The sequence below is a fragment of the Pseudomonas lurida genome (assembly GCF_002563895.1).
GTDB classification, from domain to species: Bacteria; Pseudomonadota; Gammaproteobacteria; order Pseudomonadales; family Pseudomonadaceae; genus Aquipseudomonas; species Aquipseudomonas lurida.
On the sequence record NZ_PDJB01000001.1, the window covers coordinates 4,013,809 to 4,030,972 of the forward strand.

At 64.0% G+C, this 17,164-nt stretch carries 16 protein-coding genes; all 16 read right to left on the minus strand.

Annotated features, from left to right (window positions below):
• Positions 1-4: 4 nt before the first annotated feature.
• The 16 genes from ATH90_RS18075 to ATH90_RS18155 all read right to left on the minus strand — a co-directional run bounded on the left by ATH90_RS18075 (position 5) and on the right by ATH90_RS18155 (position 17,082).
• Positions 5-2,398 carry a TonB-dependent receptor plug domain-containing protein gene (locus ATH90_RS18075; protein ID WP_098466934.1) on the minus strand — a complete coding sequence of 798 codons (2,394 nt, stop codon included), beginning with the start codon at positions 2,396-2,398 and terminating at the stop codon, positions 5-7.
• Positions 2,399-3,516: 1,118 nt separating this feature from the next.
• Positions 3,517-5,640: a type II secretion system secretin GspD gene (gspD, locus tag ATH90_RS18085; RefSeq protein WP_098466936.1), complete on the minus strand. Its 2,124-nt coding sequence runs from the start codon at positions 5,638-5,640 to the stop codon at positions 3,517-3,519.
• A 5-nt stretch (positions 5,641-5,645) separates the two neighbouring features.
• Positions 5,646-6,164, minus strand: a complete 519-nt coding sequence (locus tag ATH90_RS18090) for a general secretion pathway protein GspN (protein ID WP_069077789.1) — start codon at positions 6,162-6,164, stop codon at positions 5,646-5,648.
• Positions 6,161-6,763, minus strand: coding sequence for a type II secretion system protein GspM (gspM, locus tag ATH90_RS18095; protein WP_034107475.1), 603 nt, complete (start codon positions 6,761-6,763; stop codon positions 6,161-6,163). Before gspM ends, ATH90_RS18090 begins: the two co-directional genes overlap by 4 nt.
• Entirely contained in the window at positions 6,738-7,730 is a 993-nt protein-coding gene (locus tag ATH90_RS18100) for a PilN domain-containing protein (RefSeq protein ID WP_098466937.1), read from the minus strand. Before ATH90_RS18100 ends, gspM begins: the two co-directional genes overlap by 26 nt.
• Entirely contained in the window at positions 7,727-8,428 is a 702-nt protein-coding gene (locus ATH90_RS18105) for a hypothetical protein (protein WP_034107479.1), read from the minus strand. The genes ATH90_RS18100 and ATH90_RS18105 overlap by 4 nt, the downstream gene beginning before the upstream one ends.
• Positions 8,425-8,994 (minus strand): prepilin-type N-terminal cleavage/methylation domain-containing protein, encoded by a 570-nt coding sequence (locus ATH90_RS18110; RefSeq protein WP_069077792.1) that lies wholly within the window; start codon positions 8,992-8,994, stop codon positions 8,425-8,427. The genes ATH90_RS18105 and ATH90_RS18110 overlap by 4 nt, the downstream gene beginning before the upstream one ends.
• Positions 8,991-9,323 carry a type II secretion system protein gene (locus ATH90_RS18115; protein ID WP_034107483.1) on the minus strand — a complete coding sequence of 111 codons (333 nt, stop codon included), beginning with the start codon at positions 9,321-9,323 and terminating at the stop codon, positions 8,991-8,993. Before ATH90_RS18115 ends, ATH90_RS18110 begins: the two co-directional genes overlap by 4 nt.
• Positions 9,320-9,745: a GspH/FimT family pseudopilin gene (locus ATH90_RS18120; RefSeq protein ID WP_069077794.1), complete on the minus strand. Its 426-nt coding sequence runs from the start codon at positions 9,743-9,745 to the stop codon at positions 9,320-9,322. Before ATH90_RS18120 ends, ATH90_RS18115 begins: the two co-directional genes overlap by 4 nt.
• A 7-nt stretch (positions 9,746-9,752) precedes the next feature.
• Complete coding sequence (locus tag ATH90_RS18125) at positions 9,753-10,142, minus strand: type II secretion system protein GspG (protein ID WP_010209194.1); 390 nt, start codon at positions 10,140-10,142, stop codon at positions 9,753-9,755.
• Positions 10,143-10,155: 13 nt separating this feature from the next.
• Complete coding sequence (gene gspF / locus ATH90_RS18130) at positions 10,156-11,352, minus strand: type II secretion system inner membrane protein GspF (protein WP_069077795.1); 1,197 nt, start codon at positions 11,350-11,352, stop codon at positions 10,156-10,158.
• On the minus strand, positions 11,349-13,040 hold the full coding sequence (gspE, locus tag ATH90_RS18135; RefSeq protein WP_098466938.1) for a type II secretion system ATPase GspE: 1,692 nt from the start codon (positions 13,038-13,040) through the stop codon (positions 11,349-11,351). The genes gspF and gspE overlap by 4 nt, the downstream gene beginning before the upstream one ends.
• A gap of 374 nt (positions 13,041-13,414) precedes the next feature.
• On the minus strand, positions 13,415-14,206 hold the full coding sequence (fecE, locus tag ATH90_RS18140) for a Fe(3+) dicitrate ABC transporter ATP-binding protein FecE (protein WP_098466939.1): 792 nt from the start codon (positions 14,204-14,206) through the stop codon (positions 13,415-13,417).
• 4 nt (positions 14,207-14,210) lie between these two features.
• Positions 14,211-15,179, minus strand: a complete 969-nt coding sequence (locus tag ATH90_RS18145; RefSeq protein WP_098466940.1) for an iron chelate uptake ABC transporter family permease subunit — start codon at positions 15,177-15,179, stop codon at positions 14,211-14,213.
• Entirely contained in the window at positions 15,176-16,165 is a 990-nt protein-coding gene (gene fecC, locus ATH90_RS18150) for an iron-dicitrate ABC transporter permease FecC (protein ID WP_034107496.1), read from the minus strand. The genes ATH90_RS18145 and fecC overlap by 4 nt, the downstream gene beginning before the upstream one ends.
• Positions 16,166-16,167: 2 nt before the next feature.
• A complete protein-coding gene (locus ATH90_RS18155) occupies positions 16,168-17,082 on the minus strand; it encodes a Fe(3+) dicitrate ABC transporter substrate-binding protein FecB (RefSeq protein WP_397457503.1) in 915 nt (304 codons plus the stop codon).
• Positions 17,083-17,164: the final 82 nt, after the last annotated feature.

Below are 17,164 nucleotides of genomic sequence, written 5' to 3' on the forward strand. Positions count from 1 at the left end.
GGCCTCAGAAGGCATAGGTCAAGCGGGTGTAGTAGTACCCGCCGGTAAAACCGTAGGGCGAATAGACGCCGTAGCTGCTGACCATGGTGCTGCTCGGCACCCCTTGTTTCTTGGGGTAGATGTCGAACAGGTTCTTGGCGCCGACGGCGATGTTCAGGTCTTTGGTGAGGTTGTAGCCAAGGTCGAGGTCGGTGATCCACTGGGCGCTGTAGAGGCGGTCCAGGTCGCGATTGGCCGATGAATTGACTTCCTTGTAGGAGCCGTAGCGAGTCAGGGCCAGGTTGAGGTTGAAGCGGTCGATGCTCCAGTCACCACCCAGGATCAGCTTGGTGTTGGGCTGCACGCCGGTGATCAGGTTGCGCGCCTCACGGTTCATCAACTCGTAGGAAGTGCCGAGGATGTTGGTCGACTCCTTGTAGTTGAGGATTCGGGTCTGGTTCCAGTTGAACGCAGCGGTCCATTTCAGCGAGCCGTACTGGCCGAGGTCCTGGTTGTAGCTACTGACCAGGTCCAGGCCTTTGGTGCGAGTGTCGGCGCCGTTGATGAAGTACTGGCCGCCGGAAGTGGAGTTGATGCCGTTGTTTTGCAGCACCTGGGTGATCTCGGGGCCCAGCAAGGTGCCGGTGAGCGTGATGCGGTCGCGCAGGTTGATCACGTAGGCGTCGGCGGTGAAGCTCAGGCGATCCGTTGGCGTAAGGGTGAAGCCCAGGCTGAAGTTGGTAGAGCGCTCCGGCTTGAGGTCCTCGGCCCCCAGCGCCCTGGCCGCCGCCGAGCCCACCGGCAGCACGCCGTAGTTGATCGACTGATACACACCGTCCACTACGCCATAGGTGGTGGAGCGCGCACTGAACAGGCTGTTGGCCAGGGACGGCGCGCGAAAGCCGTTGCTCACGGTGGCGCGCACGGCGAACTGCGGGGTGAAGTCATAGCGCGTGGTCAGCTTGCCGCTGCGAGTGGCGCCGACGCCCTGGTTGTAGTGTTCGTAGCGAAACGCTGTGCCGACGTACCAGTCCGGTACTGGGTTGAAACCCACATCGACATAACTGGCCAGGCTGTTGCGCGAGGCACTGCTTTCTTCGTCCGGCGAAATGCCGTTGGTGACCTGCGCCCCTGACGACGCACAATTGCCCGGCGCCACGCAGTAGCCGCCGTTGGCATAGGACGCGTAATCACCGGCCTGTACCTCGTAGGTGTCACGCCGATGCTCGAAGCCGTAGCTCAGGTCCAGCGGCTTCTGCAGGCCGATATCGAAGCCGCGCTTGAAGTCGAGGTTGGTGGTCAGCTCGGTGGAGATCCAGGTGCCAGAGGTGAAGTGATTCGGCGTAGCTTCGCCCAGCGACGGGTTCTGGTTATGCGTAGTGCCCTGCTCCGCCTCGTTGCGCCCGTAGGTGGTGGACAGGTCCCAGTCCCAATCGCCGAGCGTGCCCTTGCCACCGAACGCGGCCTGGAAATCGTCCTCGTCGATATACCAGGTCGGCGTATAGCCCGATGGGTAGCCATTGGGCCCGGTGGTGATGGTGTTGGTGATGGTGGGCAAACGGAAATTCTGCCCCTGCTCGGCCTTGCGGTGGGAATAGGTGGTGAAGGAGTACAGGCTCAAGCTGTCATCGATCGGCAGTTCAGCGTTATAGCCCAGGGTCAGCAGGTTGGTCTTGGGCGTGCCGTAGCCGCCATACGTGGACTTGCCCGCTAGGCCGTAGGCTTGCTCATAGGTGTAGCCGTTGGCGCTGGCCTTGTTGTCGTCGTTCTGGCTGCGGGCGTCGAGCGCCAGTTGCACGATGCCGCCGTTGCCGATCTCGAAACCCTTGTTGAGGCTCTGTTGCACGGTCTGCTTCTTGCCGTCATAGCCGAGGCCGGCGTTGGTCACCGAGGTGCCACTTGTGTCGGCCTTGAGGATCACGTTGATCACCCCGGCGATAGCATCGGAGCCGTATTGGGCAGCGGCGCCGTCGCGCAGTACTTCGACGTGGTCGATGGCGCTGATGGGAATCAGGTCTAGGTCGGCTGGCGCGGCCCCGGTATTGATGCCGTTGATGTTCAGCGTGGCGCTGGTATGGCGGCGCTTGCCGTTGACCAGCACCAGCACTTCGGCGGCGCTCAGGCCACGCAGGTTGGGGGCTCGGGCAATGCCGCTGGCGTCCCAGCCGGTTTTTTCCGGCAGGGTCAGCGAGGGGATCACGGCGCTCAAGGCTTCCATGAGGCCGGGCTTGCCGGTGTTCTGCAATTGCTTGGCGCTGACCACGTCGATCGGCACCGGGCTGCTGGTGACGGTGCGCTGTTCGGCGCCGCGGTTACCGGTGACCACCACGGTGGACAGGGTGCTGTCGTCCTGGGCTTGTGCGGTGTTGGCCAGGACGGCCAGTGCCAGGGCGGCGGTCGGTTGTAAGGCTCGCTTCATATGCATTCCTGCGGTTCCAAATCGCGAAGTCGGGCAATCACGCGGTCGCGCGCGGTGCTCGGGTTTTCCAGGGGTGTCTCGGCGATGTGGAACTAGGTGTGGAGCGAGTGCGGGGTTTGAATTGGCAACATACGTTGAACTCCCTTCCAACGATTCTGCTGTGGGGTGGTTACCCGCTTTGGCAGCGCAGAATCCGATTGACGATTGGTACCATCCGAGGTCAGGGGTAGGCTGTTGAGTTCAAACATAACGGAATGGATTTTAAAAATATAATGCTATTTGGGTATAAGCTAATATTCTTGTATTTCATTATTTTTGAGTTTGTTTATTCATATAAGTAATGTCTTTTTGCGATCAGCTCGCGTGGGGTTGGGTGCCCAACACTCGGCACCTCGCCTAGGCTCGGCCTGCGCGAACGAGGGCTTGAATCCGTGAGCCGGCCAAGAACAAAAGCCCCTTCGTCTGATGAATAGAGAACCAACTGTGGGAGCTGGCTTGCCTGCGATGCAGGCAGCTCGGTACATCAGGCAGATCCGGTTGATGCTGTCGCAGGCAAGCCAGCTCCCACCTTTTTCCGAGGTCGACAGTCAGAGATCGATCGGCTTTCAGGCCGCTATGCTTGGCTGGGAAATCAATCACACATCCGCTTTTCTGTGGGAGCTGGCTTGCCTGCGATGCAGGTAGTTTGGTACATCAGGCGCACCGGGTTGATGCTATCGCAGGCAAGCCGGCTCCCACCTTTTTCCCGAGGTCGGCAGTAAGAAATCGATCTGCTTTCAGCCCGCTGTGCTTGGCTGGGAAATCAATCACACACCCGCTTTTCTGTGGGAGCTGGCTTGCCTGCGATGCAAGCAGCTCGGTACATCAGGCAGAGCCGGTTGATGCTATCGCAGGCAAGCCAGCTCCTACCTTTTTACCGAGGTCGACAGTCAGAGATCGATCGGCTTTCAGGCCGCTGTGCTTGGCTGGGAAATCAATCACACATCCGCTTTTCTGTGGGAGCTGGCTTGCCTGCGATGCAGGCAGCTCGGTACATCAGGCAGATCCGGTTGATGCTATCGCAGGCAAGCCGGCTCCCACCTTTCAGCCGTTACCGCAGCAATGGATCTGTACGCCACCTACCTCCCCACCTCCCCCCCAGGCCGCAACAACTGCATCTGCTGCCGATAATCATCGGTCACCTGCCGCGCCTGCCCACTGCTGGTAATCACCTTCGGCGTAATCAACACGATCAACTCCGTGCGATCCTTGGACTTACTGGTACTCCCAAACAACCACCGCAACCCCGGTATCTTCCCCAGATACGGCACCGCACTCACACTCTCTGCGTTGTCCTGCTTGATCAACCCCCCCAGCAACACCGTCTGCCCACTCTGCACCGCCACCTGCGTCGACACCGAACGCGTCGAGATACGCGGGTTCACCGGTGTGTCGCTGTTACCACTCTGGTTCTCGGCGTCACTGACCTGCTGCTGGATATCCATGTACACCAAGCCCCCCGGATTGATGCGCGGCACCACGTCCAGGATCACCCCGGTCTGCACATACTCGACGCTGCTCAAGGTGGTGTCCGCATCCCCGGTGTTTACGGTGGTCTGGCTGATGGGAATGTTGTCCCCCACCTGAATCTGCGCCGGCTGGTTATTCATCACCACCAGCGACGGCGCCGACAGCACCTGGGTGCGGCCGTTGGTTTCCAGTGCATGCAATGCCACCTGCAAATTCGAGCTGACGAACGAATAGAACAACGAATCCGTGGCCCCCAGCCCTGCCCCGCCGCCGCCGAGCGCGCCTTGGCTCCCGGAGGCATTGCCCACGGTGGTGCTGGAGGAATTGCCCGCCAGGCGCCCCAGGTACCACTGCACGCCAAGGTCCAGTTCACCGGTCAGTTTGACCTCAAGGATGCGCGTCTCGATCTGCACTTGCAGGGGCGGGTTGTCGAGGCGCTTGATCGCCGCCTCGATCTCTTTCCACTGCGCGGGCCGGGTGCGCACCAGCAGTTGGTTGCTGCTTTTTTGCGCGGTGATGCGGGTGCCGGCCTCAAGGCCGCTGGCAGGGGCGACTTCCTTCTCTTCCGGCTCCGCTTCTTCAGCCGCAGGCGGGGTGTTCTGCAAGCCACCGTTAGTGGGTGAAGACAAGGTGGTGGTGCGCAACCCCGGCGCGACCTTGGCCGGCGTGTCGTCCTTGATCGCGCCGGTACCGTAGATCTGTCGCAGGTACTTGGCCAGGTCGGCGGCCTTCATGTTGCGCACGTCGTAGACGTACATCTGTGGCTCGTTGCCGCCGCCCTCGTCGATGGTGCGGATCCAGTCGCCCACTTCACTGAGGTACTGGGGCTGGGAAGAAATCGCCACCACCGAGTTGGTCCGTTCGATCGGCAAAAAGCGCAGCATGCCGGCCAGGGGCATGCCGCTGTCGGGGCCGAACATGCTTTGCAACTGGGGCATCAACTCGGCCACGGAAGCCCTTTGCAAACCGAAGACGCCCACCGACATGCCCTTGAGCCAGTCCACGTCAAAGGTGTCAATGGTGTCCTGGTAGTTGGCCAGTTCATCCGGCGTGCCGGCCAGGCTGAGTACGTTGCGCGCCGGGTCGACCAGCAAAAATGCATTTTCGCGGGCGAACGGCTTGAGCAACTTCTGCATCTCGGTGGCGGAGATGTAGCGCAGTGGAAACAACCGCGCCGACAGGCCGCTGGACGGTGGGGCCACGCTCATCTGCGGTACCAGCTTGCCCGCCACCGCCTGGCTGGCGGGCAGGATCACGTAGCGATTGCCTTGCTTGATCATCGCATTGTCGGTCCAGGACAGCAGGGTTTCGAGAATCGACAGCGCCTGCTGCTTGTCCACCGGCTTGGACGTGGAAAAGCTCACGTTGCCCTTCACGCCTTGGGCGATGCTGTAGTTTTCGTGCAGCAGGTCACCCATCACGCTGTTGATCACTGCCTCGATAGGCTGGTCGGCAAAGTTGAACACGATATCGCCGCCCTCCTCCTTCGCCACCGACTGCGCTGCGGGCGCGCGGACGAATTGCTGGTTGCCGCGAATCAGTTGGCGCTGCGGCGGTGATTTCACCGAGGGTTGCACCGTTTCGGGCACGGGTTGCTCAACCGGCGGGCGCTGCGAGCCGGTGCCCTGCATGGCTTCGTGCAGCAGGTCATCGTCGGGGTCGAGACGGTCGGGGAAAGTGCCGCAGCCACCCAGGGCAAGAGCGGTGGCCAGGCAAAACGTTGAGGTGCGCATGTCGATCAAGGGAGGGGCTCGCGGGGCAAAGTAATGGGGAGCCGGTTGGATGGCGGCGGCAGGCGCTTGGCATAGAGACTCAAGGTCTGGGTGCGGCCATCCAGGCTGAAACGGGCGTATTGCGGGGTCAGGTGGTCCAGGCGCCAGCCGTTGGGCAGGGCCTGGCCCAGGCGAACGGTCAGCAGCGGGCCGTCGACCTGCTTGAGCATGGCCATTTGCAGATTGCCGGTGATCATGATGCCGCTGAGGGTGAGATTGGCCAGGCTGGTGACCTGTGCCTTGCCCACCACGCGGTCGGGGCTGCGATCGGGACTGAACAACGGTGCCTGCCAAGTTGCCGCAAGATTGTCCAGGGAGACCGTGGGCGCAACTTGCACGGTGGCCGACGCGTGGGCACGCGTCGGCGGTTCAGGCAACCACTGCGGCTCGTCACCGATGCTGCTGAGGATCACCGCCATCAACAGGCCCAGCAACCCGGCCAGGCCGAGCAAGCCCCACTCCACGGGGCGCAATCTGCCGATCATGGCGTCACCCGCGACGGTTGCAGGTAACCACGCACCAACAGGTGCACCACCAGCTTGCCCGCTCCGCCACTGGCCGGCGCCTGCTGGCTGCGGCGGATGCGCAGTTCATCGACAAACAGGAATGGCGGCTGGTACTCCAGTTCATGCAACAGCACTTCCAAGGGTTCGATGGCGCAGTTGAGGGTCAGGCTGACCTGGACCTGGCGATACGGCTCGCCGTCGTCCTGCTCCGGCGTGATGGGCTTGCGCTGGGTCAAGCTGCAACCGCCGCCGAGATCGGCGTGGCTGTTGATCAGGTCGGCGAGGCGTTGCATCAGGTCGGCGGCCACCACGTCGGGGTCATCGCCGGGCAACAGGCTGGTGTTGCTGGCCGGGTCCTGCCGCGCCTGCTCAAGCTGTTGGCGCAGCGCATCGCGTTGGCGCAATACACTGGCGTACCGTTGCTGCTGCTCCCGCAATTGCTCGGCCTGTTCGCCCATGTCGCGCAGGGGGCCGGCGAACCAGCTGTCGATCAACAGCCAGTAGGCCGCGCCGACCACCACGGCCAGCACCAGCAACGCGGCGCCGCGGCGTTCACGGGGTGTGAGGGGTCGGCGCATCGGCGGCCTCCTGGCGTAGATGAGCACGCAAGGCAAACTGGTCCTTGCCGGTACGTGCATCGGGCTGGATTACCCCTTCGAACTGGGCGTTTTCCAGGCTGCGGCAACCTTTGATACGGGTGATCAGCGCACTGGCCTTCGCGCTCTGCCCGGAGAGTGAAATCTCGCCGTCCTTCACATCCAGTTGATCCAGCCAGGTGTCGGCGGGCAGGCAGGTGGTCAGGTCGTTGAGCAGCGCGGCCAGCGGCGGTTGCGCCAGTTTGCGCCGAATGAGGTACTGCGCAGCGCCCCGGGTAGTGAGCAGTTGCTGGCGCAGGGCATGCACCTCGGCGACTTGGGCTTTTTGCGCTTGGACGCTGGCGTGCATGGCGTCGATGACGCGCTGACGGTCGTTGAGCCACAGCAGCATCGCGGCAATCAGCAAGGCGCCGCACAGCCATGGCAGGCTGCGTTGCAAGCCCATCCCGGCGGGGCGTTGGCGCGGTCGCAGCGGTGTGGGCAACAGGTCAATACCGAGGTTGGCCGCATCCACGCGATGGGGATGCAGGCCGAGGGCGGCGCAGTCGGCGAGGATCTGGTCCAGGCGCTCGCGCAGGATCGCCACCAGTGTCACCTCAAGGTGAGTGGGCGTGCGTCGTTCCTGCCGTGCGACAAAGTAGAGTTGATCGGCCTCGTACGGGGTGTAGCGGTCCAGTTCATAACCGACCACGGCACTCAGGTTGCGTCCGGCGGCCAAGGGCAGTTGTATGCGCTGCACCAGCACAGCGTCGGCCGCGAGCATCAGCACCTGGCGCGTGCTGCCCGCGGTAACCGGCGCTGCCAATGGCCAGTGATGGACCTGTTCGGGCGGTTCTTGCCGTGCCAGCCAACTCGGCACACAGGCACGCAATTCGGTTAGCCACACACGCCAACCCTGTTGCAGCAGGCTGCCGCGCCAATGCCGGGCGATGGGTTCCAGTCGATTCATTCTTGCCAACGCAACACCCGATAGGGTTGTGCGCTGTCCTCCGATGGGCTCAATAAAACGGTGACTTGCAGCCGCGCCTGATACCCGCCGGGGCGCTCGGCCCGGCTGTCGACCACCAGCACTTCGCCAGGGTCGACACCTTCAGCGTTTTGGCGCGGCAGGTTCAGCGCCTTGCGCATCAGCGGGCTGGCGAAGGCGGGATCGGGGCGATCCAGGTCGCTCCACAACGTGATCTCGGGCAGCAATTGGCTGTAGAGGGTTTGGGTCATGCCGGGCAGTTGGCGCACTTCCTCCAGCACCCGGAACGGCGCCAGGCCCTGGTGACGGCGTGCTTCGAGTGCCTTGGCCAGTTGCGTGGCCTGGGCCGGGGTGGCGCCGCAGGCCAGGGCCAGGTGCGTAAGGTCCTGCAGGTCGGCGTTGATGAGGTAAAGCTTGCCGCGCTCGCTGCGCAGGCTCACGTGCAATTGGGCGTCGTCAAAGGCCAGGGGGATATCACGGCCATCGGCGACCCAGCGTCGGTCGGCCATCACTTGGGCGATCCCGGCTTCGGCGGCCAGGACGGTCTGGGTGTGCTGGCGCAGCCACAGGGCCTGGCGGCTTTCCAGTTGCACCCACCCCGCCAGGCCGCCGAGCAACACGCTGAGCAACGCCAGCACCCACAGCACCAGCAGCAAGGCCGCACCGCGTTGGCGCTTCATTCTTCGACACTGCCGCTGGACAGGTTAAGGCGCAGGGCAATCACCTGGGTGACCCAGGGTACCGGCCCCCCGACGCTGACAGCGATGCGCACCGCTGAAGGCAGGCGCCTGGGCCACGGCCACGCATTGACCCAGCCGGTCGGCTGACCCAGCGGCGATAGGCCGCGATAACTGAACTGCAAACCCTCGATGTTGTTCAACAGCACCTGGGGTTCTCGTTGGGAAAACCCGACCTGCAAATCCCGTTCGACCTGTTGCAGGCTGAACCGATGAATCCCACCACCGAGCACACCGGGCAAGGTCGAGACAAACTCCAGGTGCTGCGCCGTGCCGACAAAAAAACCATCGTCCTCGCCCACCGCCAGCGGCAACGCTTCGCTGATCGCCGTGCGCAAGAACTGTTGGGCGGCGCGTACTTCGTCCAGGGTCACCGTATACGCCTGGGCCTTGGACACCGCCCGATTGGCCCCCAGCAATGCGCCCCCGACCAGCACCAGCAAAACGCCGAGCAAGCTGAGCACCACGAGGATTTCCAGCAAGGTAAAACCCTGCTCGCGGCGCTTCACAGGCGCGCCTTCAAGGTGCTGAAACGGGCCTGGTGCGGGCCCTCGGTGAGGACCAGGTCGAGACGAAAAATAGCGGCTTGCTGCCGGGTGCTGGTCAGTTGCCAGTGGATGCCGTCGAGTTCGCCCTGGCTGACACCGTTGCTCAATCGCCCCGCTGCCTCCTGGTCGAAAATCGTCAGCGCTGCGTGGGTGAGCCGGTCACTGTGGGCCACCTGGGACAACGAGCGCGCGCTTTGGCCGAACGCAACCAGCAGCACCGTGCTGCATACCGCCATCAGCGTCAGGGCGGCGAGCATTTCCAGCAACGTGAACCCGGCCTGGCGCTTCATGGCAGTGCCTTGGACTGCACGCTGCCAGTGAGCCAGCCGATATCGATGCGCCAACGCCGTGTGCCGTTGGCCACGAGCAGATTGCCGCCGGTGGAGCTGCCGTCAGGGTAGAACTCGACGGCAGCGCCGACCTGTTCGGCGGTGTGCAGCGTGACACGCAGTTGCGCCGGCCAGCGTTGCAGCGCTCGCCCCGGCGCCTGGAAGGTGCGCTCACGTAGATCGAACGACGTACGCGCGGCCTGCCCGCTGACAATCGCTCCCGCCCGTGTGGTACGCAGTGCCTCCACCATCTGCCCGACCGCCTGGCGCTCTTTCGCCGCCTGCAGGCCCTGGTGCACGCCCAGCCCCAGCAAACTGGCGGCCAGGCTGATCAACAGGATCACCACCAGCATTTCCAGCAGGGTAAAGCCGCGCTGGAACATGGCGACATTACTCCCAATTGCCCAGGTCGGCGCTGTAGCCTTCGCCGCCCGGCTGGCCATCCTGGCCATAGAAGATCAGGTCGAAGGCCCCATGTTCGCCGGGAAAGCGATAACCGAAGGCGTGCCCGAACGGGTCCTTGAGGTCTGAGGGCTTGGCATAGCCACCTGGCCTGTCCACCAGCTGTTGCAGGCTGGTGGGCGGTGCGCCGACGTCAAGGGCGTAGCTGTCGATCTTCATGCTCAGGCTGGCCAACTGGGCCTTGCCCGCGCCGTACTTGCCCTTGTCCACATTGCCGCCGACCTGGCGCACGACAATGGTGGCGACGATGCCCAGCAGCACGATCACCGCGAGCATTTCCAGCAGGGTGAAACCGCCTTGGCGGCGTGGTTTTCTCATGGGTTCAGCTCCTTCATATATGGCTGGTCAGGCTCATCAGCGGCAGCATGATCGCCAGCATGATCACCGCCACCAGCACCGCCATGACCACGGTCAGGGACGGCACCAGTGCGGCGAGCAGGCGGTCGATGCCGCGCTTGGCGTCGACATCGAAAATGTCGGCGACCTTGAGCAACATGCTGTCGAGTTCGCCGGCCTGTTCGCCGACTTCAATCATTTGCAGGGCCAGTTCGGGCAACAATGGCTGGCTGCCGAACGCGCTGGCGAGGGTGCCACCGCCTTTTACCGACTCCGCCGCACGCCCGACCTGGGCCTGCAGCGCGCGATTGGTGCAGACTTGCCGCGCAATCACCAAGGCGTGCAGCAACGCCACGCCATTGCTGAGCAGGGTGCCCAGGGTGCGGGTCAGGCGTGCTGCCTCGACACGTTGCAGCAACGGGCCGATCACACGAATGCCGAGCAGGTGCCGGTCGTGTTTTTCTCGAAATGCGGGGTCACGCAGGCGTGCGGCCCATAGCCAACCGGTCAGGACCAATCCGGCCAACAGTGCCAGGCCATAGCGGCCGAGGAACTCACCCAACGCCAGGATCACTTCGGTGATCCACGGAATCGGCACGCCCAGGTCCTGGAAGATCGGCACGAATTGCGGCACCACATAGGCCAGCAAGAGGGCCAGGGAACCAAGCACGCCCACCACCAGGAAGGCCGGGTAGATCAGCGCATTGACCACTTCGCCGCGCAGCCGCTGGCTGCGATCCAGGTAGTCGCTGAGCTGGCGCAGGGTGCTTTCCAGTGCGCCACCGGCTTCACCGGCCCGCACCATGCTCAGGTACAGCGGCGAGAAGCTGGCACCCTCCTGTTCCAGGGCTGCGGACAAGGGCTTGCCGGCCTTGACGTGATCACGCACGCGTTCGATCAGCGCGCGTACCTGGGCTGGGCCGGGTTGCTTGAGTAACAGGTTCAACGCACGTTCAAGCGGCTGGCCAGCCCCCAGCAGCGTCGCCAATTGCTGGGTAAAACTCACCAACGCCTGGCCCTTCAACTGCCCGCGTGCGTTGCGCAGCAGGGGGCTGGCAGCCGACTCAATCTGCAGCAGCAGCAGGCCGCGCTTGTGCAGGGTCGCGACCGCGGCGGCTTGGTCCGGGGCTTCCAGCGTGCCGTTCTGTGGCACGCCCTGACTGTCGAGGGCGCGGAATTTGAACAGGCTCACGCGCCCTCTCCACGGGTCACGCGCAGCACTTCTTCCAGCGACGTAATCCCCGCCAGCGCTTGGCGCAACCCCTCTTCATGCAGGGTGCGCAGACCCGCACGCCGGGCAGCCTGCTCAAGGGTGGCGGCGTCCGCATGGCGCATCAGCAAGCTGCGCAGTTCGTCGTTCATCACCAACAGTTCGGTGATGGCGCTGCGGCCGTGATAGTCCCCGCGGTAGAGCAGGATCGGGCGTTGTTCAGTCAGGCGGTCCAGCCCATGTTCAGCGATCAGTTCGGGCGGCGCCTCGAAGGCAACACGGGTGGCCGGGTCCAGCCGCCGCACCAGGCGCTGGGCGAGGATGCCGCTGACGGTCGAGGCGATCAGGTAGCTTTCCACGCCCATGTCCAGCAGCCGCGTGATGCTGGCGGCGGCGCTATTGGTGTGGAGGGTGGAGAGCACCAGGTGCCCGGTGAGGGACGATTGGATGGCGATGCGGCAGGTTTCCAAGTCGCGGATCTCGCCGATCATGATCACGTCCGGGTCCTGGCGCACGATGGAGCGCAGTGCCCCGGCGAAGTCCAGGCCGATGGCTGGCTTGACCTGGATCTGGTTGATGCCTTCAAGCTGGTATTCCACCGGGTCTTCCACGGTGATGATCTTGCGTTCGGCGGTGTTGAGCCGCGACAGCGCGGTGTAGAGCGTGGTGGTCTTGCCGGAACCGGTGGGCCCGGTGACCAGCAGGATGCCATGGGGCCGTTCGAGTAGGTCGAGGAACGCGGCCAGGCGCTGGCCGTCGAAGCCCAGGCTGGGAAAGTCGAACTGCACGGTTTGCCGGTCCAACAGGCGCATGACCACCGACTCGCCAAAACTGGTGGGCACCGTGGACACCCGCAGGTCCAGCTCCTTGCCCTGGATACGCAGCATGATGCGCCCGTCCTGGGGCAGCCGACGCTCGGCGATATCCAGCCGCGCCATGATCTTCACCCGTGAAATCACCGCGGCCGATGAACTGGCCGGCGGCGCCTCGGCGTCGTGCAGCACGCCGTCGATGCGGTAGCGCACCTTGAGCTGGTTTTCGAAGGGTTCGATATGGATATCCGAGGCGCGCTGTTCCACCGCGCGCTGCAGGATCAGGTTGACCAGCCGGATCACCGGTGCTTCAGAGGCCATGTCCTTGAGGTGTTCGATATCCTCCTGGGCCCCGCCCTGCTCATCGAGGTTTTCGATCAGCGTGCCCATGGCGGAGCGGCCCTGGCCGTAGTAGCGCTCGATCAGCGTGTCGACTTCATTGCGCGGGCCGATCGCCAACCACACCGGCACCTGGAACGCATAGGCCAGGGCCTGGAACGGGTACAACTGCGCCGGGTTGGCGGCCAGCACTCGCAGGCCGCCCTGGGTCCACCCCATGGGCACCACCTGATAGTGGCGCATGAAGCGTTCGGTCAAGCCGGGCAACGGATCGAGCAACGGCGGCGCGGCGTCGGCCAGCAGCAGCGGCGCGCCGAGCAGGGCAGCCCAGGCGCGGGCCAGTTCGACTTCGGAGACCAGGCCCAGACGTGTCAGCAAGCTCAGCAGGTCATCCGTGGACACGCGTCGGGCGCGCTCCAGGTCGACGGTTTTCAACCCGGCATGCTGCATCAGCCACGCGCACACCTGTTCTGTGTGCGGGATCTGCATCTGGCAGGCATCGATAGGCGCTGACGACATAATGTTCAGGTATCTAGTATTGCGGAAAAGTATGGCTATTTGGAACTACATGAAGAAGCCATTAGTTAGCCACAACCCAAGCGAGAGTAAGCCGGGGTTATCGACTGGAAGTTATAGCTCTAGTTCCTGAAGGAGGGGAATAAAATAAACACAATTGCCAAGAAGACCGGTACAGAGCCTTAGCAGCCATTTGCCATTACCTCACTAGTTGCAATTAGCCACTTATTCACTCTCACGCGTAATCAAACGACATCCCAATAAATTCAAACGGCTTACTTCATCTTCAACCGGCAGCACCCCCAAACTTTCGATGAGAGGCCAACCGTACTTTTGGGGCCTGACATGAGGGAGCCAGCGCTTACCTGTAAGCCGAGTCAGGCATGAAAACGGGTGCTTTTTTCTACCACGCACATCGGCGTGCCGGACACCGGTTCATTGATAATCTGCACCTGCACCTCAAACACCTGCCGCATGAGCTCGGTACTGATCACGTCCCCCGGCGCACCATCGACCACCAGCGTGCCGCCGTGCATCACCGCCAGGTGATCGGCGTAGCGGCACGCCTGGTTGATGTCATGCAGCACAGTGATCACGGTCTTGCCTTCAGCCGCCAGTTCGCACATCAGGTCGAGCAGTTCGACCTGATGGCTAATGTCCAAGTAGGTCGTCGGCTCATCCAGCAACACCACCGGCGCGTTCTGCGCCAACACCATGGCCAGCCAGGCGCGCTGGCGTTGGCCGCCGGACAGGTCCGCCAGGGCGCGGTCGGCCAGGGTGTCCAGTTCCAGGCGTTGCATGGCCTGGGTGACGTGCGCTTGATCGTTGCCGCTCAGGCGCCCCCACAATGAGTTATGCGGGCTGCGGCCATAGGCGACCAACTGGCGCACGCTGACGCCTTCCGGCACCGGCAATACCTGCGGCAGGAATGCGATCTGCCGTGCCAATTGGCGGGCGGACAGGCTGGCATAGGCCTGGCCATCGAGGGTCAACTCGCCCTGGGTCGGCTTGAGGATGCGGGCGAACGCCTTGAGCAAGGTGGATTTGCCGCAGCCATTGGGGCCGATCAAGGCGGTGACTTTTCCGGCGGGCGGCGCAAAGGACAACCCCTGCACGATACGCGTGGCGCCGTAGCCGATATCCAGCTCGCGTGCTTGAAGAATACTCATGTCATCAGCCCTTGAACCGTGCCAGCAACCAAAGAAAATACGGCGCACCAATCACCGCGGTGAGCACCCCGGCGGGGATTTCACTGGGCGCGATCAACGTACGCCCCAGCGTATCGGCCAGCACCAGCAACAGCGCGCCGATCAGCATCGCGGCCGGCAGCAGGCACTGGTGATGCCCGCCCACCAAGCGGCGCGCCATGTGCGGCGCCACCAGGCCGATAAAACCAATCGGCCCGATCACACCCACCCCCAGGCTGGTCAGCACCACCGCGCAGGCCATCGCCAGCCAGCGGGTGCGGCTCAGCGCCGTGCCGAGGCTGTGGGCGGCTTCATCGCCGAGGGCGATCAGGTTCAGCGGCTTGGCCAGGCACAGGCCCAGGGGGATCAGCACCAGGAACGGCAGCACCAGCGCCACATGGTGCCAGTTGCGACTCCACAGGCTGCCGGTCAGCGCGAGCAAGGCGGTGTTGATATCCAGTGGGTGGGACAGGATCAGGAATTCGGTGACGCTGGACAGCGTCACCGCAATCGCCACCCCGGACAACGCAAAGCGCACGCCAGAAAAACTCACCCCGGTGTTGTACAGCGCCAGCAGCAACGCGCCAGCGGCACCGCCCGCGCAGGCCACCAACGGCAACCAGGCGATCGGCAACTGCGGCCAGCCGATGATCGCCACGGTCAGCGCCAACCCGGCGCCCTGGGTGACACCGAGGATTTCCGGCGAGGCCAGCGGGTTGCGGATCACGCCCTGCACAATCGCCCCGGCCAGGCCGAACGCGCAACCGGCCAGGATCGCGATCAGGCTGCGCGGCAGGCGATGGTTCCACACTTCGAAGTCGAGGGCGTCGTGGGCCAGCAGGCGCTCCAGGACGGTGTGCGGCGTGAGCCACAGGGTGCCGGCGCTGAGGCTGGCCAGGGTGGCCAGCAGCAACAGGCCGAACAGCAGCCAGAGGCGCAGTCGTGGGCGGATCATAGGGCGCGCCTGGCAAGAAAGAGGAAGAACGGTGCGCCGATCAGGGCCGTGACCACACCGGCCGGGGTCTCCACCGGAAACGCCACGGCGCGGCTGAGCAGGTCGGCACCGAGCACAATCACAGCACCCAACGCCGCGCTGAGCGGGATCAGCCAGCGGTAGTCGTTGCCCAGGAACTGGCGAAGGATATTCGGTGCGATCAGCCCGACAAAACCGATCGGCCCCACCGCACACACGCTCGCGCCCACCAGCAGCAAACTGGCCACGAACACCTGCAGGCGCAGGCTGGCGATGCCCACGCCCAGCGAGCGTGCCGCGTCTTCGCCGAGGTTGATCAGGTTCAGGCGTGGCGCACACCAGAGCGCCCACAGGCCGCCGATCAAGGTGCAAGGCCACAGCAGTTGCACTTGCGCCGTGCCGACATTGGCCAGGGAGCCAGCCAGCCAATTGAGCACGCTTTGCGCCTGGGCCTCGACCAGGATCACCGTGAGCCGGGTCAGGGCCGCGCACAACGCCGCCACGGCCACGCCGGCCAATACCAGGCGGCCTTGGGCGGTGGTCGGCGACCAGGCTCCGCCGAGGCTGAACACGGTGACCCAGGCCAGCGCGCCCCCCAGGCAGGTCATCAACAACGCACCGCCCGCAAAGGGCGGTGCGACCAGCCCGGTGGAAAACAATGCCAACCCCAACGCCGCTCCCGCCGTCACACCAAACAAGGACGGCGAGGCCAGGCGGTTGCGCGTGATGCCCTGCATCAACGCACCGGCCAGGCCCAGGCAGGCACCGACCAACGCCGCGCACACGGCACGTGGCACGCGCAACTGGGCAACGATGTAGGCCATGTTGCCGCCCACGCTGCCTTGATGCACCAGGCCATTCCACGCGTCCGCCGCGGTGAGGGTGAACGGCGACCAGCTGTAGAGCGAAAACCAGAACAACCCAGCGCCCAACAGCAGGATGCCAACGGCGGCGAAACGGCGTTGCACGGTTATTGGCTCAGTACGGCTTTGCCGCCTTTGAGAATCGCCAACGCGTCTTCGGCGATCTGCTCCGACGCCAACACGCCGCGGTTGCGCGCCCAGCTGTCGCCATCCACTTCGGCCACGTGTTGAGTGCGCACAGCGCCCAGCACCTGCCACAGCGGCTGCTTGCTCCAACTGTCGACGATGCTGGGGCGGCGGTAATGGCCGACCAACAACCAGCCGGGGTCAAGCGCCAGCAGTTGCTCCAGGCTGACGAATTCGGTGGGCGCGGCGTTGGCGCGCACCGCCGGGACTTTCAGGCCAATGGCCTCGAGCACGCTGCCGGCGTAGGAGTCCGGGCCGTGCACGGAAAAGCTGTCTTCCCGCGCCACCCCGAACAACACGCTGGCACCCGCAGGTATCTGTTGCGCAATGGCCTTGAGGTGTTCACGGTTCTTCTGGATGCGTGCTTCCATCTGCGCACTCTTGCCCAGGGCCTTGCCGATCAATTCGGCGGACTTCAGGCTGCCTTGGTAATCCTCACCACGCGACGGCAGCAACAGGGTCGGCGCGATGCTCGCCAGGTCGCTGTACAACGCCTGGTGGCGATTGAGGTCGGCCACGATCAGGTCGGGCTTGAGCCGGGCGATTTCCTCGATGCTCGGCTGCGAGCGCAGGCCCACGGACGTCCACTGGCCAATGGCGTGGCGCACACGGGGCAACACACGGTTGGCATCGCCATCATCGGCGGCACCCACCGGCGTTACGTCAACGGCAGCCAGGCTGTCGAGGAAGGAAAACTCCAGCACCACCACACGCTTGGGCGTATCCGGCAGATGCACCGCGTGCTGGCCGTCGTTGAGGTCGATGGGGGCGGCGCTCAGCTGGCTTGAAGAGAACGCCAGGAAGCAGGCGGCAAGGACGGGGATGGAGCGCAGCAATCGCATGACAAGGACCTCGGCGTTAAAACACCCCAGCTAGGTGGGCTGGGGAAAACGGCGGGTACTATTCCATATCGACGCG

What these genes read in the sequence shown, in the direction of transcription:
- gspD (WP_098466936.1), bottom strand. Translation starts at nt 5,640, where the DNA reads ATGCGCACCTCAACGTTTTGCCTGGCCACCGCTCTTGCCCTGGGTGGC.
- gspM (WP_034107475.1), bottom strand. Translation starts at nt 6,763, where the DNA reads ATGCGCCGACCCCTCACACCCCGTGAACGCCGCGGCGCCGCGTTGCTG.
- ATH90_RS18120 (WP_069077794.1), bottom strand. Translation starts at nt 9,745, where the DNA reads ATGTTCCAGCGCGGCTTTACCCTGCTGGAAATGCTGGTGGTGATCCTG.
- ATH90_RS18075 (WP_098466934.1), bottom strand. Translation starts at nt 2,398, where the DNA reads ATGAAGCGAGCCTTACAACCGACCGCCGCCCTGGCACTGGCCGTCCTG.
- fecE (WP_098466939.1), bottom strand. Translation starts at nt 14,206, where the DNA reads ATGAGTATTCTTCAAGCACGCGAGCTGGATATCGGCTACGGCGCCACG.
- ATH90_RS18145 (WP_098466940.1), bottom strand. Translation starts at nt 15,179, where the DNA reads ATGATCCGCCCACGACTGCGCCTCTGGCTGCTGTTCGGCCTGTTGCTG.
- ATH90_RS18125 (WP_010209194.1), bottom strand. Translation starts at nt 10,142, where the DNA reads ATGAGAAAACCACGCCGCCAAGGCGGTTTCACCCTGCTGGAAATGCTC.
- ATH90_RS18115 (WP_034107483.1), bottom strand. Translation starts at nt 9,323, where the DNA reads ATGAAGCGCCAGGCCGGGTTCACGTTGCTGGAAATGCTCGCCGCCCTG.
- gspE (WP_098466938.1), bottom strand. Translation starts at nt 13,040, where the DNA reads ATGTCGTCAGCGCCTATCGATGCCTGCCAGATGCAGATCCCGCACACA.
- ATH90_RS18100 (WP_098466937.1), bottom strand. Translation starts at nt 7,730, where the DNA reads ATGAATCGACTGGAACCCATCGCCCGGCATTGGCGCGGCAGCCTGCTG.
- ATH90_RS18090 (WP_069077789.1), bottom strand. Translation starts at nt 6,164, where the DNA reads ATGATCGGCAGATTGCGCCCCGTGGAGTGGGGCTTGCTCGGCCTGGCC.
- ATH90_RS18105 (WP_034107479.1), bottom strand. Translation starts at nt 8,428, where the DNA reads ATGAAGCGCCAACGCGGTGCGGCCTTGCTGCTGGTGCTGTGGGTGCTG.